Source organism: Bradyrhizobium sp. (assembly GCF_036009065.1).
In the GTDB taxonomy this organism is placed as follows: domain Bacteria; phylum Pseudomonadota; class Alphaproteobacteria; order Rhizobiales; family Xanthobacteraceae; genus Bradyrhizobium.
The window spans coordinates 1-24,142 of the sequence record NZ_DASYMN010000344.1; the positions used below are offsets into that span (position 1 = coordinate 1).

The following is a 24,142-nucleotide window of genomic DNA, read 5'->3' on the forward strand; positions in this document are numbered from 1 at the left end:
GGACGGAACAAGGCAAGGGTGATGGCGTCGTCGAGCTTTTCGAATTTCACCTCCAGCCGCATGTCGAGTTCGAGCGCCTCCGGCGTCTGCGGGCAATCGACGACGTTGGTCATCATGCGCGGGCCTTCGTCGAGCTCGACCACGGCAATTGAATAAGGCGGCGTAAAGCCGGGCACCGGACGGTGATGGATCACGTAGCTATACAGTTTAGCCTTGCCGCTGGCCTTGAATACGCTGACCTTGCGCGACGCGCATGCGGGGCAAAACGGCCGCGGCGGGAAATAAACGTTGGTACAGGCCTCGCAGCGCTGCAGGCGAAGTTCACCCGCCTGCGTGCCATCCCAGAAATGCCGGGTTTCCGGCGTCGGTTTCGGTCGCGCGCGCTGCGGCTCGGCCATGGTGGTATTCGCTCCCTGACGGCTTTTGTTGCGTTCTTGATGCGACATTGACACTCCGGCGTCAACGGGCCAATCCTGTAGGGTGGGCAAAGGCGCGTAGCGCCGTGCCCACCACCTTTCTGCAAAGCTTGATGGTGGCACGGCGCGAAGGTGCGCCTTTGCCCACCCTACGGATCATAGCGACGACGGAGAGAACGCCTTGCGCAGCATCAGAATAGGATCCGGCGCCGGCTATTCCGGCGACCGGATCGAGCCGGCGGTCGAACTCGCCGAAAAAGGCGGCATCGATTATCTGGTGTTCGAATGCCTCGGCGAGCGCACCGTGGCGCTGGCGCAGCAGGCGCGGATGAAAAATCCGGACGGCGGTTACGATCCGCTGTTGGAGGAACGGATGCGCGCGGTGCTGCCGGTGTGCGCTTCTAAAGGCATCAAGATCGTCACCAATATGGGTGCGGCCAATCCGCATGCGGCGGCGCGCAGGACGGCCGAGATTGCGAAGTCGCTGGGGCTATCGCTCAAGATCGCCGCCGTGATCGGTGACGACGTGTTGGATGCCTGCAAGGACGGCGATCTGCCCATCATGGAATTCGACGGCACCATCAAACAGCTTGGCAATCGTCTGTTATCGGCCAATGCCTATCTGGGCGCGGAGCCGATGGCGGAAGCCTTGGGCGGCGGCGCCGATGTCGTGATCACCGGACGCGCTTCGGACCCGGCGCTGTTTCTAGCGCCGATGATCCACGCCTTCGGCTGGAAGATGGACGACTGGAACCTGCTGGGGCAGGGCACCGTCGCCGGCCACCTGCTGGAATGCGCGGGGCAAATCACCGGCGGGTATTTTGCGGACCCCGGCTACAAGGATATCGCAGGTCTGGCGCGGCTCGGATTTCCCATCGGCGAAATCGGCGAGGACGGTTCGCTTGTCATCACCAAGGTCAAAGGCTCCGGTGGCGCTGTAACTGCGCAAACCTGCAAGGAGCAGTTGCTCTACGAGGTGCATGACCCAACGAGGTATCTGCAGCCCGATGTCGTCGCGGATTTTTCGCAAGTGGAGGTCGAAGAGATCGCGCCGGATCGCGTTCGGATCAGCGGCGGGCGCGGCACCAAAAGGACCGATACGCTGAAAGTCTCGGTCGGTTATGTCGACAGCTATATCGGCGAGGGTCAGATTTCCTATGCCGGCCCCGGCGCGCTGGCGCGGGGACGGCTGGCGCTGGAGATCGTCCGCGAGCGCTTGCTGCTCACCGGCGTACAGAGCAGCGAGTTACGATTTGACCTGATCGGTGTCGACTCGCTGCATGGCAAGGATGTCTCCGCGGCCGCGAACGAGCCCTACGAGGTCCGCGTCCGCGTCGCCGGACGCACCGAAAGCCTGCGCGAGGCGGTGCGGATCGGCAACGAGGTCGAGACGCTGTTCACCAATGGCCCCGCAGCCGGCGGCGGCGCGACCAAGTCGGCACGCGATGTAGTCGCGGTCGCGTCGGTGCTGCTGCCGCGCGATCTGGCGAAACCCTCCGTTCGTTTCGTGGAGGCATGATGGTAAAACTGCGCGACATCGCCCATTCCCGCACCGGCGACAAGGGCAACACGTCGAATATTTCGGTGATCGCCTATGACGCAAAGCACTATCCGCTGCTAGAGGCGCAGGTCACCAGCGAACGCGTAAAGGCGCATTTCGCCGGCGTGGTCGAAGGCGAGGTGGTGCGCTATGAGCTGCCAAACATCGCCGCGCTGAATTTCGTCATGACGCAGGCGCTCGGCGGCGGGGTGACGCGGTCGCTCGCGCTCGACGCGCACGGCAAGTCGCTGAGTTCGGCGCTGCTGGAATTGGAAATTGAGGATGCGCCGGAGCGGAGTTGACATCCTGAGTGAAAATACCCGTCATTGCGAGGAGCGAAGCGACCGAAGCAATCCAGTCTGTGCTCGCCACACTGGATTGCTTCGCTTCGCTCGCAATGACGAAAACCCTGCCGTGCTATTGAGAAAATCTGATGCCTGACACCCCGACCCTCGCGTCCCTCGCCGCCGATCTTGACGCCGGCCGTACCACGGCGCGTGCGCTGGTCGATGAATGCCTGGGCAAGATCGCCGATGAGGACGGCGAGGGCGAGCGGGCTTTCATTCATGTCAACGCGGAAGCGGCGATCGAGGCGGCGGAAGCGATGGACCGGCTGCGCGAGGTTGGGGCCGCGCCGTCGCCATTCGCCGGCATACCCATCTCGATCAAGGATCTGTTCGACATCAAAGGCCAAGTGACTCGGGCCGGCTCCCGCGCATTGCAGGATTCGCCGCCGGCAACTGCCGACGCGCCTGTAGTGGCGCGGCTGCGGCGCGCCGGTTTTGTGGTGATCGGCCGCACCAACATGACCGAATTCGCCTATTCCGGCATCGGAATCAATCCGCATTACGGCACGCCAAGAGGCGCGTGGCAGCGCGGCGCCGGGCACGTGCCGGGTGGTTCGTCATCGGGCGCGGCGGTGTCTGTGGTCGACGGAATGGCGCATGGCGCCTTAGGTACCGACACCGGCGGCTCGTGCCGGATCCCGGCGGCCTATAACGGGATCGTCGGCTTCAAGCCGACGCAGCGCCGCGTGCCGCTCGACGGCGCGGTGCCGCTGTCGTTCACGCTGGATAGCATCGGACCGATCGCACGCACCGTGGCGTGCTGCGCGGTGCTCGATGCTTTTCTCGCCAATGAGCAGGTGACGCCGCTGCAGCCGCGGCCGATCAAGGGCATGCGGCTGGCGGTGCCGAATACGGTGGCTTTGGATGATCTCGAAGATGCGGTCGCAAAAACCTTCGAGCGCGCGCTGGAAAAACTCGCGCGCGAGGGCGCGTTGATCGAGCGCATCGCGGTGCCGGAATTTTTGGACGTTGCGCCGATGAGCGCCAAGGGCGGCTTTGCAGCGGCGGAAAGCTACGCCTGGCATCGCTATCTGATCGTGGCCAAGGGCGACATCTACGATCCGCGGGTGGCCAGCCGGATCCTGCGCGGCGAAAGCCAGAGTGCTGCGGACTACATCGATCTCATCAATGCGCGAAAATCGCTGGTCGCGCGCGCGACGGCGCGCCTCGCGCCCTATGATGCGCTGGTACTGCCGACCACCGCCAATGCGCCGCCGCGGATCGCCGATATGAAGGACGATCAGGCGTTCACCAAGGCCAACCTGCTGTCGCTGCGCAATTGCACCTTGATTAACATGATCGACGGCTGCGGGATTTCGCTGCCGATCCATCGCGATGGTGAGGTGCCGGTCGGGTTGATGCTCGCCGCATCCGGCGGATCGGACCGCCGCATCTTTGAACTGGCGGTCGCAATGGAGGGAGTGATCCGTGTTTGATCTTGCATTCACCATCGACGCCCAGGACACCACGACCCCGCTGACGCTGCCGATCGATCGCGCCGTCATCGCAGGCTGGACCGGACGCGATCCCGTTGCGCGCGACAAGCACATCGCCGAGCTCGAGGCGATCGGGGTCGCGCGGCCGGCCTCGACGCCGATCTATTATCGCGTCGCGGCGCGGCGGCTGACCGCGGCTGACAGCATCGAAGTCAGCGGCAGCGAGACCAGCGGCGAGGTCGAGTTCGTCCTGATCGGCTGGCAAGGCCGCATCTTCGTCGGCGTCGGCTCCGATCACACCGACCGCAAGGTCGAGAGCTACAGCGTTACCGTTTCCAAGCAGGTGTGCGACAAACCGATCGCGCCGGTGCTGTGGGAACTTGAGGACGTCGCCGGTCACTGGGATGCGATGATCCTGCGCTCGTTTGCATGGATCGACGGCGCGCGGGTGCTCTACCAGGAAGGCACGCTGGATGCCATGCTTCCGGTCGGAGAGCTGATCCAGCGCGGGTTCGGTGGCGCACGGCTGCCCGACGGCTGCGCGATGTTCGGCGGTACGTTTGCGGCGATAGGTGGCATCCGTCCCGCCAGCCGGTTCGAATTCGAACTCGAAGACCCGGTTCTGAAGCGCAGCATCGGGCATGGCTATGATGTGATCGAACTGCCGGTGCTGGGGTGAAGTTTGTCGTCCCCGCGAAGGCGGGGACCCATAACCCCTGGCGTTCGTGGAGAGGCGCTGCAGAGCAACGGGGATACTAGCGCTGCCGGAACATAGGCGACACGGCGTATGGGTCCCCGCCTTCGCGGGGACGACTCGTTGAGACGGAAATCGGGTGGCCTGAAATCCTCCGATCTGCCAGATTTGCGGTCATGAAATCCGCCGCAAAAACCATCTCCCGCCCCGCACCCACCGCCATCGCCACGCGCGTCGATGCGATCGATCGGGCGCACATCAGCGCCGCGCTCGACGAGCAAGGCAGCGCGGTGATTGAACAATTGCTCACGCCACAGCAATGCGCCGCGCTCGCGGCACTCTATCCCGATGACGCTCACTTCCGCAGCCGCATCGTCATGGGACGCCATGGTTTTGGGCGCGGCGAGTACAAATATTTTTCCTATCCGCTGCCGAACGTGATCGCCGAGTTGCGTCCGGCGCTGTACGGGCAGCTTCAAAGCGTTGCCAATCGCTGGAACGAGTCGATGGGCATCGAGATTCGCTATCCGGACACGCACGAAGCCTTTCTGGAACGCTGCCGCGCCGCCGGCCAGACCCGCCCCACCCCGCTGCTGCTGCAATACGGCGAAGACGACTACAATTGCCTGCATCAGGACCTCTATGGCGAACATGTGTTTCCGCTGCAGGTGGCGGTCCTGCTGTCGGAGCCGGGGCGCGATTTCACCGGAGGCGAATTCGTGCTGACCGAGCAGCGGCCGCGGATGCAGTCGCGTCCCGAGGTGGTGCCGCTGCGCCAGGGCGACGCGGTGGTGTTTGCGGTACATCACCGCCCGGTGCAGGGCAGCCGCGGGTTCTACCGCGTCAACCTGCGCCATGGCGTCAGCCGCATCCGCTCGGGCAAACGCCATACCGCGGGCGTGATCTTTCACGACGCGAAGTAGCGCCCCGCTTTCCCTGCAAGGCTCGTCCGGTCTATGCTCGGCAACGGGAGGGGCACGATATGGGCGACGTGGAGGCGGCGAGTCCGCGCGCTGGAGCAAGTACCAGCACCGGGGTTTATCTTGCGATCCTGCAACTGGTGTTCACGCTGGGCTGGACCGTTTATGTGATCTATTTGCCACGGCTGGCGGCGCAGGTCGGCATCGCGCCCACCGCGGTGATCCTGATCCTAATGCTCGATCAGGCGATTTTCACCATCACCGACACCGCGATGGGAATTTTCGCCGACAAAATCGCGCCGATCGTCGGCCGGCTCGGCGTGTTCGTGGCCTCGTTGACGGCGTTGTCATGCGCCGCCTTCATCGCGCTGCCCTTCATCGCCGAAACCGGGCCCAACTCTCAAGCCATCTTCATCGCATTGATCGTGATCTGGTCGGTAACCTCGTCGGCGCTGCGGGCGCCGCCGCTGACGCTGCTCGGCAAATACGCTGCGACGCCACAGATCCCGTTTCTCTCGGCGCTAGCGATGCTGGGCTACGGCGTCGCCGGCGCGGTGTCGCCCTATCTCGGCGTCACCTTGCGCAATCAGGACCCGCGGCTGCCATTTATCATTTCCAGCGTGGTGTTGCTGATCACGGCATTGGCGCTGTCGAAGGTCGAGCGTGGCCTGGCGCAGACTCCGCTAATGGACGCAAAACAACCTCCGCCCACAAAGCCGCTCGGCAAGGTGCCGGTGGCCTTCATCGCCGCGATGGTGATTCTGGCGCTGGGCTTTCAACTGCATTCTTCCATCAACAGCGCGCCGTTCTTTCTGCGCTTCGCAAAACCCGCCGATCTCGAATGGCTGCTGCCGGTGTTCTGGATCGGATTCAATATCGCGATGTTCCCCGCCAGCGTGGTCGTAAAACATCGCGGCGGACTGTTCGTGATGGGCGCGGCCGGGTTGCTCGGGGCGATCGCGGTGGTCGGCGCGGAGATGGCAGGCAGCCTCAACATGCTGATAGCAGCGCAATTCCTGGCCGGCGCTGCCTGGGGCTGCATGCTGATGAGCGCGGTCTCGGCGGCGCTGGCGATCGGCGAGACCGGCGCCGAAGGCAAGGTGGTCGGGCTGGTATTTTCGGCGCTGGCGCTCGCGACCTTCGCGCGAATGGCCGCGGTTGCCGGGGGCTTGCAGAAACTGCCGGACTACGCGCCGCTGCTGCACTGGGCGCCGGTAGCGTGCTGGGCGGTCGCTGGCGCGGGGCTGTTGGTGCTCGCGGCGGGGAGGCTGCGGCTTAAGGCTTCGCCGTGTGAATGAACGGCCACGGGCTGGCTTCGGAGCCGGTGGGCACCTCGATGTCGATCAGATACGGGCCACCATGTGCGAGCGCCTTTTCCAACGCGGCGCGGAATCCATCCGGCGAGGTTACGCGTGCGGCACCGACGCCGAAGGATTCGGCTAATCTGACGAAATCCGGATTGACCAGGTCGGATGCCACGACGCGGCCATCGAAACGCTCGATCTGGTCGCGCCGCACATTGCCGTAGGAATTATTGTTGAACACCAGCGTCACCACGGTGATGTTGAACTGCACGGCGGTCGCGAGTTCCTGCACGCCGAACATGAAACCGCCGTCGCCGGTGATCGCCACCACCGGTCGGTCCGGATGCGCGACCTTGGCGCCGAGCGCGGTCGGAAAACCCGAACCCAAAGTGCCCTGATAGCCCGACGTGATGAACGTGCGCGGCTGGTAGACCGGAAAGCCGTACCACGACGCAAATCCGACCTGCGACAGTTCGTCGGTGACGATGGCGTTGTCAGGCAGCACCTCGCGCAGGATATTCAAGTAAGCCATCTGTGGCTGGATCGTCTGAATCTGTTTCAGCGCCGCGGCCGCGGCCTCGCGGATCGCGGCGCGGCGATCCTTTTGTCTTGCGTATCCGCGCCTGCGCACCGCCGCGAGCAATTCGCGGGTGCCGGCTTGCGCATCGGCGATAACGGCGACGTCAGGAGTGTAACGGCGCATTTCCGACGCATCGATATCGATGCGGATGCATTTCAGGCCCTCGGGGCGGAACGGCCAGCGCGACATCGTCGCCAGTTCCATCCGCGTGCCGATGCCGATCATCAGATCGGTGTTCGGCCACAGCCGATACGCCGCAGCCATGGTGAGGCCGAGTTCGTGCGCGTTGCTGACGATGCCGCGCCCGCTGCGGAATGCCACGACCGGCGCGTCGATCAGTTCGGCAAGCTCGAGGATTTCGCCGGCCGCGTGAATGGCGCCCGAGCCGACAAAGATCATCGGTGACTTGCTCGCCGCGACCAGGGCTGCGGCATCCCTGATGCGGTCGGTGTCCGGCAGCGGCGGCGCGAGCAGATCGAACGGTATTGAGACGCCGACATCGGCGCGTTGCGTAAACACGTCCCATGGCATTTCCAGCGCGACCGGGCCGCGGCGGCCCGACAGCATTTCCTGGAACGCGCGCGACACCAGTGGCGGCGCGGCGTCGGGATATTCGATGCGGTCGGCCCACTTCACGAACGAACGCAGCGTCGCAAGCTGGTCCGGCATCTCGTGCAGATGGCCGCGGCCCTTGCCGAGGAATTGCGTCGGTACCTGACCGGTCAGGCACAGCACCGGCTCGTTGGCGCCGTATGCGGTGAGCAGCGCCGCACCTGCGTTGAGCACGCCGGGACCGGGCACCACGCTGAACACGCCGGGTCTGCCGGTGGAGCGCGCATAGCCATAGGCCATGTAGCCGCAGGCCTGCTCGTGGCGCGCGCCGATCACCTTTAGCTGCGCCTGCTGGAATGCGTCGAACAGGCCGTAGATCTGCGCGCCCGGCAATCCGAACACGGTGTCGACGCCGTGCGCGACCAAGCCATTGACGATCGCTTCGCCGCCCGTAGCTGCTGCCATTATAGATTCCGATCTTTTGTTTCTTCCGTCCTGCCCGGGCTTGTCCCGGGCATCCACGTCTTAATAGACTTGCTGCGAGAAAGACGTGGATGGCCGGGGCAAAGCCCGGCCATGACGGCTAAACCTCGTCGATTGCGCCGTTGCGCAATACGCCGATGCCTTTCGCTTCGCTTCTCGGCGTTGTTCAGCCCGGCTCCATCCCCTTGGCCTTGATCACCGCGACAGCAGCCGGCGTCTTCAGATAGGCGATAAAGGCCTTGGCGGCCTCCGCTTCCTTTGTATCTGCGGCGCTGGCTGCCGTGAACACCAGATCGTTCTGCAGTTCGGCGGGAAACGGCCCGGCTATTTCGACACCCGGGGCCATCAGCACGTTGATCAGGAACACGCCAAGCTCGGCATCGCCTTTGGCAACGGCCTTGGCGATATCTGCCGTAGCCGTCTGCGGTTTGGTTTTTGGTTTCATCGCCTCGCCGATACCGAGACGCTCGAACACGCTCGAAACATAGGCGCCGGCCGCACTTGCCGGCAGGTAGGCGATGGACGCCGCGTCGAGCAGCGTCTTTTTCAAAGCGTCCGGCGTGCTGACGTCGGGCTTGGGCGCACCCGCGCGTACCGCGACCCCGTAGCCGACTCGGGCGATATCCGTGGTCGGCCCGGGGACGAAGCGGGCCTTCGCTTCGGCGTTCTTGAAAACATCGACGGGAACGACACCGATATCGAATGGCGCGGACGTCGCCAGCTTGATCAGGTTGGGTGTGGAATCGAAGTGAATGACGAGCTTATGGCCGGAGCCGCGTTCGAATTGGGAAGCGAGTTCGTTCAACGGCCCGGTCATGGAGCCGCCGGCCAGGACTTTGAGTTCGGCGGCCTGAAGGTGGGCTATCGGCGACATGACAAACACCAGTCCGAATAGTGAGGCGGCAGCAGTGAGCAAAGGCTTTTTCATGGCATCTCCTAATCCGCAATCGTCACATCGGCGGTAAACAACGGCTCGCGGATCGCCTGGCCCGGAAACGGCGAGCCCTGCTCGAACCATGAGCGCGGCGCCGGGGCGCCCCACAGCGTCTGCCGCCGCGGGTCTTTGAGTGACCAGCGCATCGGTTCGTGGTCGTGGTCCATCGTGAAATAATCGCTGGTGTAGAGCTCGAGCCTGTGGCCGTCGGGATCCCTGACGTAGAGAAAGAATGCATTGGAGATGCCGTGGCGGCCGGGGCCGCGCTCGATGTTCTTCAAAAAGCCGCTCGACGCCATCACGTCGCACAGATGCAGGATGTTCATCGCGGTCGGCACCCAATAGGCAAAGTGGTGCAGGCGCGGCCCCTTGCCGTTGGTGATCGCAAAGTCGTGCACGTTGCCCTTGCGATGCATCCAGGCGGCGGCGATGCGGCCGCCCGGGCCGTCCTCCTCGCCATATTCGGTGAGGCGGAATCCGAGCCGCGCGTAGAAATCCACGGTGTCCTGCACCTCGGCGGCGAACACATTAAAGTGGTCGAGCCGCTGCGGGTGGCAGCCCTTGTAGAGATCGTAGCGGCGCAGCAGATGCGGGCGCCGTTCCATCGAGGCGTAGAGTTCGATTCCGAAGCCGAACGGATCGGTGAATTGCAGCGTGCGGCCCTGGAAGGGACGTTCGACGAAACTGTAGGTAATGCCGTTCTCGGCAAAGAACGCGCCGGCCTTGTCGAGGTCGCTCTCGTTGCCGACCTTGAAGCCGAGCCGCGCGCATCCCGGGACCACCGCTTTGCGCAGCACCAGCGAGTGATGCTGGTGTTCCTCGCTGCCGCGCAGGTAGACCGTGCCGTCGTCGTGGTCCTCGACGTGAAGCCCGATGATGTTTTCGTAGAACGTGCGGCTGGTCTCGAGGTTGGTCACGTCGAGCACGGCGTGGCTCGACCTGATGATGTTGAACGGCGGATCGAAGATGTGGGTCGGGACGGGCATTAAGTTATATCCCCAGCCTTTGAATCTTGTGCGTTCCCCGCGCGAGCGAGACGTGCTTGGTTTCCATGTAGAAGTCGAATGAATAATCGCCGCCGTCGCGGCCGATGCCGGAGGATTTCATGCCGCCGAAGGGGGTGGGCAGATGCCGGACGTTTTCGGAATTGAGCCAGATCATGCCGGCTTCCAGCGCATCCGCAACGCGCAGCGCCCGGCCCATGTCGCCGGTCCAGACATAGCCGGTGAGGCCGTACTGCACGCCGTTGGCGGTTGCGATGGCCTCGGCTTCGTCCTTGAACGGAATCACCGTGAGGAAAGGACCGAACACTTCCTCCTGAGCGACCCGCATGTCGGCGCGCGCCCCGGTGACCAGCGTCGGCTGCACGTAATGCCCGCCGCCGGGACCGGCATGCGGCTTGCCGCCGACGGCGATGGTGGCGCCGTCCTTGCGCGCGATCTCGAAATACGAGCAGACTTTTGCGAGATGCCGTTCGTGGATCAGCGGTCCGATCTCGGTTGCGGGATCAAGGGGGTGTCCGACCTTCAACGCCTTGACCCGCGCCGTCAGCCTTTCGATGAACTTTTCCGCGATGGCTTGCTGAACGAGCAGCCGGCTTGACGACGTGCAGCGCTCGCCATTGAGCGAGTAGATCATGAACACGACGGCGTCGAGCGCGCGGTCCAGATCCGCGTCATCGAACACGATCACCGGGTTCTTGCCGCCGAGTTCGAAATGCACGCGTTTCAGCGTCGGCGCGCCCTGCGCCATGATCGCCGATCCCGTCGCGCTTTCGCCGACAAAACCGATCGCCTTGATCGCGCGATGTTCGGTCAGCGCCTTGCCCGCTTCCTCGCCAAACCCGTGCACGGTGTTGAGCACGCCATCGGGAACGCCGGCGTCTTTCACGAGGCGCGACAGCAGATCGGCGGTGACCGGCGACCATTCCGCCGGCTTGTGCACAACGGTGCAGCCGGCCGCCAGCGCCGGCGCGATCTTCCAGGTCGAGAGCATGAACGGCGTATTCCACGGTGTGATCACACCGACCGGGCCGATCGGCACCCGGGTCGACACGTTCCAGTGCTCGTCGCTGGGCATGTTGAGGCCGTCGCGGGCGTCCGCGCACTTGTCGGCGAAGAAGCGGAAGTTTTCCGCGGCGCGGATCGCGGCCTTGGCCATGAAGCGGTGCGCCTGGCCGGTATCGACGCATTCCAGCACCGCGATATCGTCGGCGCGGGCTTCGATGGCGTCGGCGACGCGATGCAGCAGCTTTTTTCGCATGGCCGCGGACATGTCGCGCCAGGCCTTGAAGGCTTGCGCGGCCGAAGTCGCGGCGCGGTCGATGTCTTCCGCGTTGCCGCGCGCGACCGACGCCAGCACCGAGCCATCGACCGGCGATTTCGTCTCGAACGTTTCGCCTGAAATCGACGGCACCACCTTGCCGTCGATGATATGTCCGATGCCATCGGCCTTCAGTTTGGCCAGCAGCGGCGCGGCACGGTCGCGATTGGCCAGGAACGCATCGGCCGCTTTCGGCGTGACCTTATCCATGCGCCGGCTCCGCTTTCAACGCCTCGTGGATATTGTTGCGTTTCCAGCTGGTCTCCCTGTCGTTGATCTGCATGTCGAACGACAGCGCGAATTTGCTTTCCGCGAACACCGGGTCGAGATAGGCCGACAGTACCTTGAAGATATGCTCGCCGGCCTTTTTGCGTGTCGCCAAGTCGCGGCCTGCGCCGAGCCGCAGCACCATGTCGAGAAAGCCGAAATGCGCGCTGCCGTCGGCGATGGCGGAGTGCTCGCAACGGATGGCGCGGACACGGACGCCGCCGAGCGGGAAGATGCCGGTCTCGACCGCGGCCTTGCGCACCACCTCGACTACGGCCTGCATATCGACGCACGGCTCGAGATTGGCGGAATATTCGATGGTGAAATGCGGCATGTTCCGTTCACTCCCATTTTCGTTCCGTGATTCCCGCCCCCGCTCGATCACGAACGCACGGCAGCACGGGCGAGCGGCAAATTTGCATGGTGATGCGAATTGGATGCATAGCTCGCGTATGCTTATTGTTTGAGCAGGAAATCGCGCGCGTCAATAGCGCAAAGCAGCCGAATAAAGCCTGTTTGCGCGGCGGTGATTGGCTAGGTCGGTCTGCGCCTGGTGCGAGACGTTTATGCCAATAACCGAAATCGTCGCGATATCAATTTACTCTCGCCGAGAGAGTCCGTAGATACGCACACGGTTTTGCGCAAGGCGCGGACTGCAATCAAGAAGGCCGACAAAGAGCCCGGCCTCAGGGAGGATTAATGACACTTACGCGACGCGATTTTGCGGCTGGCTTGGCCGTTGGTATTACCGCCCCCTACGTCATCGGCAGCGCGAAGGCGCAAGCAGCGACCATCAAGATCGGCATGTGCGTGCCGGTGACGGGACCCGCAGCCGAGCAGGGCCTCTGGGCGCAAAACGGCGCCAAGCTCGCGCTCGCGGCGGTCAACAAGGCCGGCGGTGTACTCGGCAAGCAGGTCGAACTGATTATCGAGGACGACCAGACCACCAATCCGGGCATCGTGCTGGCGTTTTCGAAACTGGCCGCGCAGCCGGATATTGTTGCGTTCCTCGGCTCGATCCGCTCGACCCAGGTGATGGCGATGGCGCCCGATGTGCTCAAGCTCGGCAAGCCGGTGATGATCGGCGGCACCAATCCGGACCTGACCCATATGGGAAACCAATGGTTGTTCCGCTTCCGCCCGAACGACAGCTATTCGGGCCGCGTCATCGCGGACTTCGGCGTCAACACGCTCGGCAAGAAAAAATGGGCAATCGTCCATTCCACAGATGCATTCGGCACCGCGGGAGGCAAGGCGCTGTCGGACGCATTGACCAAGCTCGGCGCGCCGCCGGTGCTCGATCAGGGCTATGCCAACCAGAGCCAGGATTTCACGCCCGTCGTGCTGGCGGTGAAGCAATCCGGCGCCGATGTGCTCGGCACCTATTTCACCTTCGAAAACGATCTCGGTATTTTCGCCCGGCAGTTGCGGCAGCTCGGCGTCAGCATTCCCTGGGTGGGCTCGCCTTCGGTGGTCGCGGTATCGTCGACCAAGCTCGCCGGTCCCGCGCTGTTCGGTACCTACGGCGTGGCGGATTATGCGGAAGATTCCTCTGAGGCTTCGAAAGCCTTCGGCAAGCTTTATCGCGACACCTACAAGACCGCCCCCGATAACCAAAGCGCTTGGCCCTATGACGCCGTCACCATCCTGGCGATGGCGATCAACAAGGCCGGTACCACCGAGCCTGCGAAAATCCGCGAAGCTATTCTGGCGATCAAGAAGTATCCAGGCGCGGAGGGCGAATATAATTTCGACCAGAATGGCGACGGGCTGCACGGCTACAACGTCGTCAGAAACGAGAAGGGGACGATCGTCTACGACAAGCACATCGATTTCAACGATTGATCGCCTGATCGGCCCTCTCGCCTTGCGAGGGGGCCGATTTGCGTCTGATGTGCAATTCGCGGGCTAGCCTCTCCCACCGAGCGCTTTAATGGATCTTGCTCTTCAATTGCTTTTCACCGGTATCGGCATCGGCGCCGTCTATGCGCTGGTCGCGCTCGGCTTCGTGCTGATCTTCCGCGCCACCAATGTGGTGAATTTCGCGCAAGGCGAATTCTCCATGGTCGCCGCCTATCTGATGGTGGTGTTCGCCGTCGATCTCGGCTGGCCGTACTGGCTGTCGTTCCTGATCGCGCTGGCCGGCATGGCGCTGCTGGGCGCGATCTTCAACCTCGGGGTATACTACCCGCTGCGCCACCGCACGTTTTTGCCCGTGATCATCGCGACCATCGGCGCCTCGATCCTGCTGGCCAATTCGGTGCTGGCGATTTACGGCCCGCAGCCGCAGGTGCTTGAGGGCTGGTTCGAAACGCCGGGCATCCAGCTCGGTCCGGTGTATCTCGACAGCCAGTATCTCCTGATCATCGCGGTGACCATCGTGCTGGTGATCTTCAATTACTGGTTCTTCGAGCGCACCATGCTCGGCAAGAAGTTGCAGGCGACCTCGCAGGACAAGGAGATGGCCTCGCTGCTCGGCATCTCCGTCTCCACCATGATCATGATCACTTTTATCTACTCAGCGGTGCTCGGCGGCCTTGCCGGCATCCTGGTGGCGCCGGTGCTGTTCGTCTCGATCCAGATGGGCTCGACCATCGCGCTGAAGGCCTTCGCCGCCACCATCATCGGCGGCTTCGGTGACGTTACCGGCGCGATCATCGGCGGGCTGTCGCTCGGCGTCATCGAGACGTTTGGCGCGGCGTATATCTCGGTACCCTACAAGGACGCCTTCGCGTTCCTGGTGCTGGTGGCGTTTCTGGTGTTCCGGCCGCAGGGCATCTTCGGCGAACGCGTCGCGGAGAAAGCATGAGCGCGCCGTCCGACAACATGCCGATCACGGCGCCTGTCGTGCATTCCAAACCGCTGCTGCTGCGGCATCTGCCGTATTTCATCGGCGCCGCGATCCTGGTCGCGCTGGCCGCCACGATGCGGTTCGACGGCTACATCCTCAACATCCTGATGCAGGCGACGACCTTTGCCATCGCGGTGTTCGGTCTCTCCGTCGTGCTCGGCCTGTGCGGCCAGATCAACCTGGCGCAGGCGGCGTTCTTCGGCTTCGGCGCCTACGCCGTCGGCATCGGAACCTCGGACTACAACTTAAGCTACTGGCTGTGTCTTGCCGCCGGATGCGTGATGGCGCTATTGGCCGGCGCGCTGCTGGGAATGTCGACCCTGCGCCTCGGTGGCCACTATCTCGCGATGGTGACGATCTCGTTTCAGCAGATCGTCACGCTGGTGATGATCAACGCTATCTGGCTCACCCATGGTCCGGACGGCGTACCCAGGATCGGCCGCCCGGATTTGTTCCAGGACTCGCAATCCTATCTCGCGTTCTGCGTCGCCATGCTGGCGCTGGTCGGCTATTTCGTCTGGCATCTGCCGGACACGCGGCTGGGCCGCGCCATGCGCGCGGTGCGCGACAACGAGCTTGCCGCCGGTGTCGCCGGCATCGACGTGTTCCGCACGAAAATTTACGCTTTTGCGCTCAGCGCCGTACTGGGTGGCCTCGCCGGTGGGCTGTTTGCGGGCGGGTTTGCCTATGTCAGCCCGGATCAGTTCTCGTTCGCCGAATCGATCGTCTTCCTCACCATGTCGTTGCTCGGTGGCGTTGCGTCGCCGATCGGCTCGGCCATCGGCACGGGGCTGCTGATCCTGATTCCGGAATGGCTGCGGTTCCTGAAAAGCGTGCCGGGCCTGTATCTGGCAATCTACGGCCTCTCCGTCATCCTCATCATCCGCTACATGCCCGACGGCATCTGGGGATTTGTGAACGTCGCGACCGAGCGCTGGCGCGCCAAGGCCAAGGTGCATGCCGCGGGTCCCGCGCTGCAGCTGGTGCCCGCAACCGTCGGCGGCGACATCGTGCTCGAGGTCAGGGGCCTCTCCAAATATTTCGGCGGCCTCAAGGCCGTCGACGATGTCGATATCGCGGTCAAGCGCGGCAGCGTTCATGCGCTGATCGGACCGAACGGCTCCGGCAAGACCACCACGCTCAACGTGCTCTCCGGCCTCTACAAGGCCACCGCCGGCAAGGTGATCCTCGACGGCACCGACGTGACCGACATGCCGCCGCATCTGCGCACGGCCGCTGGACTGGGTCGGACGTTCCAGAATATCCGGCTGTTCCGCTCGATGACGGCGCTGGAGAATGTCGTGATCGGTGCCGAGCGGCCCGGCAATAATTTGATCGGGGAAGGCGGCGACGACGCGCTCAACCAGCGCGCGATGTCGGCGCTGACCTTTGTCGGGCTTGGGGCACGGTCCAACGAATTGATCTCGAGCTTTTCCTATGGCCACCAGCGCCTGATCGAGATCGCGCGTGCGCTCGCCGCCAATCCGACGTTGCTGCTGCTGGACGAACCCGCGGCCGGTCTGAATTCCAGCGAGAAGATGGAATTGCATGAGCTGCTGAAACGCATCGCGGCGCAAGGCCTGACCATCCTGATCATCGACCATGACATGACGCTGGTCTCCGAAGCCGCCCAGCACATCACCGTGCTCAATTTCGGACGCCGCATCGCGGACGGCGAATCCATGGCGGTGCTGCGCCACCCCGATGTCGTCTCCGCCTATCTCGGGACCGAATAATGGCGCTGCTGCAGATCAACGACCTGATCGTGCGCTATGGCGAGATCGAAGCGCTGCGCGGCGTATCCGTCAGTGTCGACGAGGGGCAGGTGGTGACGCTGCTCGGTGCCAACGGCGCCGGCAAGTCGACCACGTTGCGCGCAATCTCCGGCCTGGCAAAGCCCGCCGCGGGCGACATCCTGTTCGACGGCCGCTCGATCGCGGGGCTCGGCCCCGAAGCCATTGTCCGGCTCGGCATCTCGCACGTGCCGGAGGGGCGGCGGGTTTTCCCGGGGCTGACGGTCAAGGAAAACATCATGCTCGGCGCGTCGAATCGCCGCGTTGCCACCTCGGAATTGTCTCGCGAAGCCGACGCCATGTTCGACCTGTTTCCGGATATCCGTTCATTTTCCAACGCGCTGGGCTGGACCCTATCGGGCGGACAGCTGCAGATGGTCGCGGTCGCGCGCGGCCTGATGGCCAAGCCGCGGCTGCTCTTGCTGGACGAGCCGTCACTCGGCCTCGCGCCCGTGATCGTGCAGGCGGTGTTCCGCATCATTTCGGAGATTCGGCGCAACACCACGGTCTTGCTTGTCGAGCAGAACGCGCGCATGGGACTTTCGGTGGCCGACCACGGCTATGTGCTGGAAACCGGCCGCATCGTGCTCCATGGCAAGCCGGATGAGCTATGGGGCAATGAAGCGATCCGCGCCGCCTATCTCGGCGGTCATGCCAAAGCAAGCGCCTGAGGTGAATGACTGATCATGGTCACGATACAAGTTGAAAAGCTCATCGACTTTGTTGCGCAAGTGTTTGCCCATTCGGAGTCCTCGTCCGCAGAAGCCAGGCGCATCGCGACGTATCTAACCACCGCCAATCTCACCGGGCACGACAGCCACGGCGTGATCCGGGTGCCGGTCTATATCAGGTGGAAGAAGATGGGCTCGGTCGTTCCGGACCAGACGGTCGAAGTCCTGGTCGACACGCCTTCGCTGGCGGTGATCGATGGCAAGTTCGGCTATGGACAGACGGTCACGCCGCAGGCGGTGAAGATCGGCATCGAGAAATGCAAGGCGTCGGGGCTGGCCGCGGTGGCGCTGCGCAATGCCGGCCACATCGGCCGCGTCGGCGACTGGGCGGAAATGGCCGCTGCCGAAGGGCTGGTGTCGATACATTTCGTCAACGCCGCCGGCTCGCTGCTGGTCGCGCCCTATGGCGGCGTGCAGAAACGGCTGTCGACCGCGCCGTATTGCGTCGGCATCCCGCGCCAGGGGCAGGATCCGATCGTGCTGGATTTTGCCACTTCGATCGTGGCCGAGGGCAAGGTGCTGGTCGCAAGCCGCGGCGGCAAGAAATTGCCGAAGGGTGCGCTGGTGGATCACGACGGCACGCTGAGCGAGGATCCCGCGGTGCTCTACGGGCCGCATGCCAAAGACGGGCCGCGCGACCACACCAAGGGTACAGGCGCGATCCGCGCCTTTGGCGAGCACAAGGGCTCGGGCCTCGCTTTCATCTGCGAATTGCTCGGTGGCGCGCTGACCGGGACGGGCGCGACCGCGCCGGACCGGCGTTTCGCCAACGGCATGCTTGCCTTCTATGTCGATCCCAAGGTGATCGACGCCAGCAGCTTCTTCGACAGCGAAATCTCGCGCTATTCCGACTTTATCCGGGCGACCAAGCCGATGTCCGGCGTCGACGCCGTGCTGATCCCCGGGGATCCCGAACGAAAAATGCGCACTGAGCGCACCGCAAACGGCGTGCCCTTGCCGGATGACACCTGGGCTGCGATTGTGGCCACCGCCCGCGAGGTCGGGGTGAGCGAGGTTAGCATACAACAGGCGACGGCGTAACGCCGTCGCTGCCAGCCGTCATGCGCGGGCTTGACCCGCGTATCCATCGATCTTCGTGAAGGGTCTTTCGAAGAGGATGGATTGCCGGGTCAAGCCCGGCAATGACGACAAACAAAACGAACAATGGGGAGAAAACAATAATGGCCAATAAAGTGAAGGAAGCCTGGGCGTCAGGCAAGGCGGTGGTGAACGCGTGGCTCGCAATACCGTCGGGCTTCTCCGCCGAAGTGATCGCGCAATGTGGCTTCGACAGCGTCACCGTCGATATGCAGCACGGCGTGCAGGACTACCAGTCGATGGTGCAATGCTTCCAGGCGATGCACGCCCATCCGGTGACGCCGATGGTCCGCGTGCCGTGGAACGAGCCAGGCATTGTCGGCAAGGTGCTGGACGGCGGCGCCTATGGCGTGATCTGCCCGATGATCAACACCAAGGAGGAATGCGAAAACCTCGTCGCCTACAGCAAATATCCGCCGCGTGGCACCCGCTCGAACGGCCCGATCCGTTCCGGCATGTATGGTTCGGCCGGCACTTATCAGCAAACGGCGAATGACGAGATCGTGCTGCTGCCGATGATGGAGACCAGGACGGCGGTCGAGAACATGGAATCGATTCTCGACGTTCAGGGCATCAACGGGGTTTATATCGGTCCGTCCGATCTCGGCTTTTCCTACGGCTTGGTGCCGAAGCTCGACCGCGACGAGCCGGAGATTCTCAAAATCTATGAGAAGATCATCAAGGAGTGTGGCAAGCGCGGGCTTTATCCCGGCATCCATTGCAGCGGCGCCGAGGGCGCCGCGCGCGCGATCAACATGGGTTTCAAGCTGGTGACGCTGTCAAACGAAAGCGGGCTGATGGCGACCTATGCGAAGATGCAGATTGCCGAGACAAGAAAGAATTCGAACGGCAAGGCGTAGTAGCATCGTGTCCCGGACGCGGTGCAGCGCCTCTTGGCGGTGCACCGCAGAGCCGGGACCCATGACGACTGGCTTCCAAGCAAGATGGGCCCCGGCCCTGCAGCGCACCGCTTCGCAAACGGCTACGCGCTGCGCTGCGTCCGGGGCACGATGTTCATCTCTTGCGCGGACGCGCCCCCGGGCGCGTCGCCGACTTGTGCAGGCAGCGCACTGGCCGCGCCAGCACGACGCCGGGCTTGCGCACCCCGGGATCGATCACGCCTCCCACGGTGTAGGACCCATCGCCGTTGTCGCGCACGGCGCCGGTCAGCGTCGTGCCGGGCGCGCCGGCGATCGTAAATGCGTTGGGGCGGCCGGGACCGAGATGGTTGCCGAAGGAGTCGCGTGGGACAATTACGATGGTGACAGCCTTTTTCCTGTCGGGTAACGCCGCGCCAGTGGTGATTTTCACATCCGATTTCGCCTGATCGACCCCGACCTCAACCTCGACGGACCATTGCAATTCGCGTGAGCTGATGCAGCCCTTGCCGTAGGTCGCGAACGCGTGGAAGGTGTAGGTACCTTCGACATTGAGAAAATCGGTCAGCACGGCGCCGTGCAGCCCCGCGCTTCTCGCCGTGACATTGGTCTGAACCGGATCGCCGGACAGCTCGAAGCGGTGCTCGGTATAGCCCACAATCGGCTTGCGGGTGGACTTTTCGATCGCGAGCATGGTCGTCTGAAGCGATGGGATCGGCTCGCCTTTCTGCCCGGCCGGCGGCTGCGGCTTTCTTGCCCTGGTGAGAATGCTGCCGACGGATGCCGCAGGCCGCGTGACCGTGAGGCGTACCTTGGCGCCTCTGTTATTGCCGCCGGCCAGCCGCACCACCGGATTGATGGCCTCTCCGGTAAAGTAGACGTCGCGCCCAGGCCAGCGCGTGAGCTTTGCCCCGCCGCCGGCGATGACGTTGACGAAATAGTCGATCGGGCCGACCGCGCCGACCTGGCCGAAGCCGCTGCGACCGACCGTGACGTTCCATGCGCCATTGCGCTCGCCGCCGTGCGGCAGCTTGATGCGCAGGAACGCCCAGGTACGCCCGGTGGCGTGCTCGACGCCCGGCGATGCGCGCGTCAGCGTCGCGCCGCCCGGTGTCTTTACGGTGATGGCCAGATTGGCGGCCTCCTTGTCCCAGCCGACGACGATCGTGATGGTCGTTTCGCCGCAGACGTTGAAGCGGATCGGCTTGCTTTCCTTGTCGCGGGGCTTCAGCCGGCCCGGCGGATCGAGCAACGCGCCGCCCGCGAAGATGTTGCCGAAAGCCAGTGCGAAGAACTTCTTCAGATCGAGCCCGTCGCCCGCGCGCATGTAGACGCCGCCATGGGTCTCCGAAAGCTGGGTGAGCAGCGCGCCGTTGAGGCTCGACGCAGCGCCGAAACCGACGGCGCTGATGCTGATGCCGTCGAGCCCGGTGACATCCGCGATCAGGGGCGGGGTATTTTGCAGTCCGTCGGTCAAAAGCAGGATCGACCGGTTGCTGTCTGACAAAAACAACTGGTCGCGCGCTGCTTCTAGGCCATCACCGATGCTGGTGGTGCCGTCGACAACGATGCCGCCGACGATCCCCCCGGTGAACGGCGCCGGGCCGGTCAGCACCAGCTTGCTGGCGGCATTGACCGGCTGAATCGCGAAATCGACCGGGTTGCTTGCCGCCGTGCTGAAGGTCACAAGGCCGATCTTACTGGCGCTGTCGCTCTGCACCAGCTGGATGAACAGCGCAGCGGCGTCGCGCGCCTCCTCGATCTTGGTCCGTCCCGTGCCGGCATCGAGCGACATGCTGCCCGAGCGATCGAACACGATCATCACGTCGCGGCCGGCCGGGTCTTCCTGCGGGTTGCCGATGTCGGCCAGCGCGCCCGCGGTCGGATAGAATGCGATATTGCATGGCGTGCCCGTGCTCATCACGCCCACGATTCTGCCGGTTGCATCGAACAATCCGGCGCCGATGCTGCCGCTCGCGACGTCGAGATCGGCGACGACGGCATTGAGATCGCCGCTGATGACGGTCTTGAACGCGGCGTGCTTGGCCGACAGCCGTTTGACCGCGCCTTCGGGGTGATGAATGCAGAAAATCTGCTCGCCGGCCGCCGGCAGATCGGGCCGCATCACGACCTGCGGTATGCCGAGCCCGGCCGCGGGCACGCTGAGCTGCAGCAGGGCGTAGTCGACGGCGCCGAAGAAGCCGAGCTTCACGATCCGCTTCACCTTGTGGAAGCGCCCTGCGTAGTTGCCGGGCCGCGCGCCCGCGCAGGTGGTCTGGTAGTTGAAAATGATCGAGGCGGATGTAAACTGGTCCGAAGTCAGCACGAACGCCTGGCCTGCGGTCAGCACGAGGTCGGTGCCGACAAGCGTTCCGCTGATACTGGAGAGGACCTCGGTGAGGCCATCCAGCGCGCGATCGACATGCACGATCATGCCGACGCTCGGCGCCACCGTCTTGCGGATGTCGCCCGCCGCCGTCACGCACTCGACATTCTCGAAGTCTGGAGGGGCGGAGCAGAACAGCGACGTGTTGAACGTCGGCTCGGCGTAATTGGCGTCCAGCAGGAACGGATCGCAGTTCGAGTTGGACGTCGGATCGCCGTCGCCATCATGCCGCTCGCCGCGGCCGAAGCGGTCGAGCGTGGCGCCCCCTGTCGCCGCGCCATTGGTGATGTAACGGATCTGGACCTTGCCGTTCGCGAACGCCGACAGCTCGATCGGCCGCGACCAGAATTCAAGATCGAAAGACGCGGTGACCACGTCCTTGTCATAGCCGAGGTCGATTTCGACGCGGTTGTTGGCCGGAAGGCTGAGCCCCGTCAGGTGCACGATGATGAACTTGATGCCGCCCGGAGGCGGTGGGCCGGGGTCCAGATCGAAGGCCCAGGTATTGGGCGAGGTCGGCGGCAACCCGGAATCGGGGCCAATCACGACTTGCGGTGAAACGGGGAGGACGGTTCCGACAATATGAGCCACACTATTTCTCCGTGCTGAAAATCCCTTTTTAATACCACCAGGCCGGTATCATCCTATAGTAGACTGACGGTGGTCGGCTACGGGACATTGCGACCGGCTTGCGCTTGCGTGTCGCGCGGCATCAGAGGCACAAAGCAGGAATGCCATTGCCGGGCTTGACCCGGCCCCGCAGGCGGGTCAAGCCCGCGCATGACGATCTAAAAATTGAATCGCGAGGAAACGCACATGGGCCCGGCACCCGTCATCCGACTGCATCCCGACGATGGGGTGGTGATCGCGCGCTCAAGCCTTCCTCCCGGCCTGGCAGTCGCCGACGGTGTGGTCACGGTTGAGCGGATTCCCGCGGGTCACAAGGTGGCGGTGAAGTCCCTTGCCGTCGGCGAGCCGGTCAAGCGCTACGGCCAGATCATCGGGTTTGCAACGACGGCGATTGCGCCGGGCCAGCACGTCCATGTGCAGAATATCGGCATGGGCGAGTTCTCGAAGGACTACGCTTACGGCGTTGACGTGAAGCCGACGCCGAACTTCGACCTGCCCGCGACATTCCAGGGCATCAAGCGTTCCGACGGACGTGTCGCCACCCGCAACTACATCGGTATCCTGACCTCAGTGAATTGCAGCGCCCATGTGGCGGGCATGGTCGCCGACGTGTTCAAGAAGAATCCGTTCACCGGCCACGATCCGCTGGCGGACTATCCGAACGTCGATGGCGTGGTGGCGCTGACGCACAAGACCGGCTGCGGCATGACGCAGCTGGAGCCGCTGACGGTTCTGCGCCGCACGCTCGGGGGCTACGCGCGGCATGTGAACTTCTCGCATGTCGTTATTCTGGGTCTCGGTTGCGAGATGAACCAGATCGGCGGCTTTCTCGAAGAACAGAGGCTGGCGGGCCGCCTGCGCTCCCTCGACATTCAGGACGTCGGCGGTTCGCGCAAGACCGTGGAAAAGGCGGTCGCCTTCGTTCACGAGGTTCTCGCCGACTCCAATAATGTGAAGCGCGAACCGTGCGCCGCGAGCGAATTGATGGTGGCGTTGCAATGCGGCGGCTCGGACGGCTATTCAGGCGTCTCGGCGAATCCGGCGCTGGGTGCGGCGAGCGACATCCTGGTGCGGCACGGCGGCACGGTCATTCTGTCCGAGACGCCGGAAACCTATGGCGCCGAACATTTGCTGACCCGCCGCGCGATCAGCCGCGAGGTCGGCGAGAAACTCGTCGCCCTGATGCGCTGGTGGGAGGATTACACCGAGCGCAACAATGCCGAGATGGATTCCAATCCGAGCCCTGGCAACAAGGCCGGGGGTCTCACCACGATCCTGGAAAAATCTCTCGGCGCGATGGCAAAGGCAGGCAGTACCAATCTTGTGGACGTGGTCGCCTATGCCGAGGCCGTCACCAAAAAGGGATTCAATTTCATGGATACGCCGGGTTCGATCCGGTGGCGGCGACCGGGCAGGTGGCCGGCGGCGCCAATCTCGTCTGCTTCACGACGGGCCGCGGCAGCGTGTTCGGATGCAAGCCGTCGCCTTCGATCAAGCTTGCGAGCAACTCGCCGATGTTCAAGCGCATGGAAGAGGACATGGATGTCAATTGCGGTACCATCCTTGACGGCGAGGAGACGGTGCAGGAATGCGGCCAGCGCATTTTCGAGCTGATGCTGAAGACCGCCTCGGGCCAGCCGACCAAGAGCGAAAGTTTCGACTTCGGCGGCGCCGAGTTTGCGCCATGGGTGCTCGGGGCGACGATGTAGGGCGAGCCTCGTTCGTCATTGCGACGAAGCGAAGCAATCCGGTCTTTTGAAGCAGCGAAGACTGGATTGCTTCGTCGCAAGGGCTCCTCGCAATGACGGAACTGCCTAACGCCGCACCTCCCATAGGCAACACCTGCCCGTTGTTAGTGCTTGATCCCCACCGGTTCCAGTGTTCTGCTTAAAAAAGCTGCTGGAGTTGCCTCTCCTTGTCGATCTTCGTCGCACTACGTCACGTTACGCATTACAAATACGACCGTCCGATCGATCTCGG

At 63.6% G+C, this 24,142-nt stretch carries 19 protein-coding genes and 1 pseudogene; 13 read left to right on the forward strand and 7 right to left on the reverse strand.

Annotated features, from left to right (window positions below; genetic code table 11):
- Positions 1-398, reverse strand: a 398-nt coding sequence (locus VGP39_RS21075; protein ID WP_327570049.1) for a Zn-ribbon domain-containing OB-fold protein, incomplete at its 3' end; no start/stop codon positions are given.
- Positions 399-597: 199 nt separating this feature from the next.
- Between VGP39_RS21075 and VGP39_RS21080 the strand changes: the two genes are divergently transcribed.
- From VGP39_RS21080 to VGP39_RS21105, 6 genes are all read left to right on the forward strand, one after another.
- A complete protein-coding gene (locus VGP39_RS21080) occupies positions 598-1,935 on the forward strand; it encodes an acyclic terpene utilization AtuA family protein (RefSeq protein ID WP_327570031.1) in 1,338 nt (445 codons plus the stop codon).
- The gene (locus VGP39_RS21085) at positions 1,932-2,258 is read left to right on the forward strand and encodes an AtuA-related protein (RefSeq protein ID WP_327570032.1); all 327 of its coding nucleotides are present in this window, start codon (positions 1,932-1,934) and stop codon (positions 2,256-2,258) included. The genes VGP39_RS21080 and VGP39_RS21085 overlap by 4 nt, the downstream gene beginning before the upstream one ends.
- 131 nt (positions 2,259-2,389) lie before the next feature.
- Positions 2,390-3,739 carry an amidase gene (locus tag VGP39_RS21090; protein WP_327570033.1) on the forward strand — a complete coding sequence of 450 codons (1,350 nt, stop codon included), beginning with the start codon at positions 2,390-2,392 and terminating at the stop codon, positions 3,737-3,739.
- A complete protein-coding gene (locus VGP39_RS21095; protein ID WP_327570034.1) occupies positions 3,732-4,418 on the forward strand; it encodes a DUF2848 domain-containing protein in 687 nt (228 codons plus the stop codon). The genes VGP39_RS21090 and VGP39_RS21095 overlap by 8 nt, the downstream gene beginning before the upstream one ends.
- Before the next feature lie 191 nt (positions 4,419-4,609).
- Positions 4,610-5,356, forward strand: coding sequence for a 2OG-Fe(II) oxygenase (locus VGP39_RS21100; protein WP_327570035.1), 747 nt, complete (start codon positions 4,610-4,612; stop codon positions 5,354-5,356).
- 59 nt (positions 5,357-5,415) lie between these two features.
- On the forward strand, positions 5,416-6,651 hold the full coding sequence (locus tag VGP39_RS21105) for an MFS transporter (protein ID WP_327570036.1): 1,236 nt from the start codon (positions 5,416-5,418) through the stop codon (positions 6,649-6,651).
- On the opposite strand, the gene VGP39_RS21110 is transcribed toward VGP39_RS21105, so the two are convergent.
- The 5 genes from VGP39_RS21110 to VGP39_RS21130 all read right to left on the reverse strand — a co-directional run bounded on the left by VGP39_RS21110 (position 6,629) and on the right by VGP39_RS21130 (position 12,129).
- The gene (locus VGP39_RS21110) at positions 6,629-8,254 is read right to left on the reverse strand and encodes a thiamine pyrophosphate-dependent enzyme (RefSeq protein ID WP_327570037.1); all 1,626 of its coding nucleotides are present in this window, start codon (positions 8,252-8,254) and stop codon (positions 6,629-6,631) included. The two genes, VGP39_RS21105 and VGP39_RS21110, sit on opposite strands and share 23 nt — an antisense overlap.
- Positions 8,255-8,438: 184 nt before the next feature.
- Positions 8,439-9,200, reverse strand: coding sequence for a molybdate ABC transporter substrate-binding protein (gene modA, locus VGP39_RS21115; protein WP_327570038.1), 762 nt, complete (start codon positions 9,198-9,200; stop codon positions 8,439-8,441).
- Between the two features lie 8 nt (positions 9,201-9,208).
- The gene (gene hpaD, locus VGP39_RS21120; protein ID WP_327570039.1) at positions 9,209-10,192 is read right to left on the reverse strand and encodes a 3,4-dihydroxyphenylacetate 2,3-dioxygenase; all 984 of its coding nucleotides are present in this window, start codon (positions 10,190-10,192) and stop codon (positions 9,209-9,211) included.
- Between the two features lie 4 nt (positions 10,193-10,196).
- Complete coding sequence (hpaE, locus tag VGP39_RS21125; protein ID WP_327570040.1) at positions 10,197-11,738, reverse strand: 5-carboxymethyl-2-hydroxymuconate semialdehyde dehydrogenase; 1,542 nt, start codon at positions 11,736-11,738, stop codon at positions 10,197-10,199.
- Positions 11,731-12,129, reverse strand: a complete 399-nt coding sequence (locus VGP39_RS21130) for a 5-carboxymethyl-2-hydroxymuconate Delta-isomerase (protein ID WP_327570041.1) — start codon at positions 12,127-12,129, stop codon at positions 11,731-11,733. The genes hpaE and VGP39_RS21130 overlap by 8 nt, the downstream gene beginning before the upstream one ends.
- 365 nt (positions 12,130-12,494) lie before the next feature.
- On the opposite strand from VGP39_RS21130, the gene VGP39_RS21135 reads away from it, so the two are divergent.
- From VGP39_RS21135 to VGP39_RS21160, 6 genes are all read left to right on the forward strand, one after another.
- A complete protein-coding gene (locus tag VGP39_RS21135; RefSeq protein ID WP_327570042.1) occupies positions 12,495-13,640 on the forward strand; it encodes an ABC transporter substrate-binding protein in 1,146 nt (381 codons plus the stop codon).
- A gap of 88 nt (positions 13,641-13,728) precedes the next feature.
- The gene (locus tag VGP39_RS21140) at positions 13,729-14,604 is read left to right on the forward strand and encodes a branched-chain amino acid ABC transporter permease (RefSeq protein ID WP_327570043.1); all 876 of its coding nucleotides are present in this window, start codon (positions 13,729-13,731) and stop codon (positions 14,602-14,604) included.
- The gene (locus VGP39_RS21145) at positions 14,601-16,382 is read left to right on the forward strand and encodes a branched-chain amino acid ABC transporter ATP-binding protein/permease (RefSeq protein WP_327570044.1); all 1,782 of its coding nucleotides are present in this window, start codon (positions 14,601-14,603) and stop codon (positions 16,380-16,382) included. Before VGP39_RS21140 ends, VGP39_RS21145 begins: the two co-directional genes overlap by 4 nt.
- Positions 16,382-17,110 carry an ABC transporter ATP-binding protein gene (locus tag VGP39_RS21150; protein ID WP_327570045.1) on the forward strand — a complete coding sequence of 243 codons (729 nt, stop codon included), beginning with the start codon at positions 16,382-16,384 and terminating at the stop codon, positions 17,108-17,110. The genes VGP39_RS21145 and VGP39_RS21150 overlap by 1 nt, the downstream gene beginning before the upstream one ends.
- A 15-nt stretch (positions 17,111-17,125) precedes the next feature.
- Entirely contained in the window at positions 17,126-18,211 is a 1,086-nt protein-coding gene (locus VGP39_RS21155) for a malate/lactate/ureidoglycolate dehydrogenase (protein ID WP_327570046.1), read from the forward strand.
- 140 nt (positions 18,212-18,351) lie between these two features.
- A complete protein-coding gene (locus VGP39_RS21160; RefSeq protein WP_327570047.1) occupies positions 18,352-19,128 on the forward strand; it encodes an HpcH/HpaI aldolase family protein in 777 nt (258 codons plus the stop codon).
- Between the two features lie 154 nt (positions 19,129-19,282).
- Here the strand turns inward: VGP39_RS21160 and VGP39_RS21165 are convergent, their stop codons facing one another.
- On the reverse strand, positions 19,283-22,123 hold the full coding sequence (locus tag VGP39_RS21165; RefSeq protein ID WP_327570048.1) for a trypsin-like peptidase domain-containing protein: 2,841 nt from the start codon (positions 22,121-22,123) through the stop codon (positions 19,283-19,285).
- Between the two features lie 225 nt (positions 22,124-22,348).
- Between VGP39_RS21165 and VGP39_RS21170 the strand changes: the two are divergent.
- A pseudogene (locus VGP39_RS21170) lies at positions 22,349-23,871 on the forward strand (UxaA family hydrolase).
- The last annotated feature ends 271 nt before the right edge of the window (positions 23,872-24,142 follow it).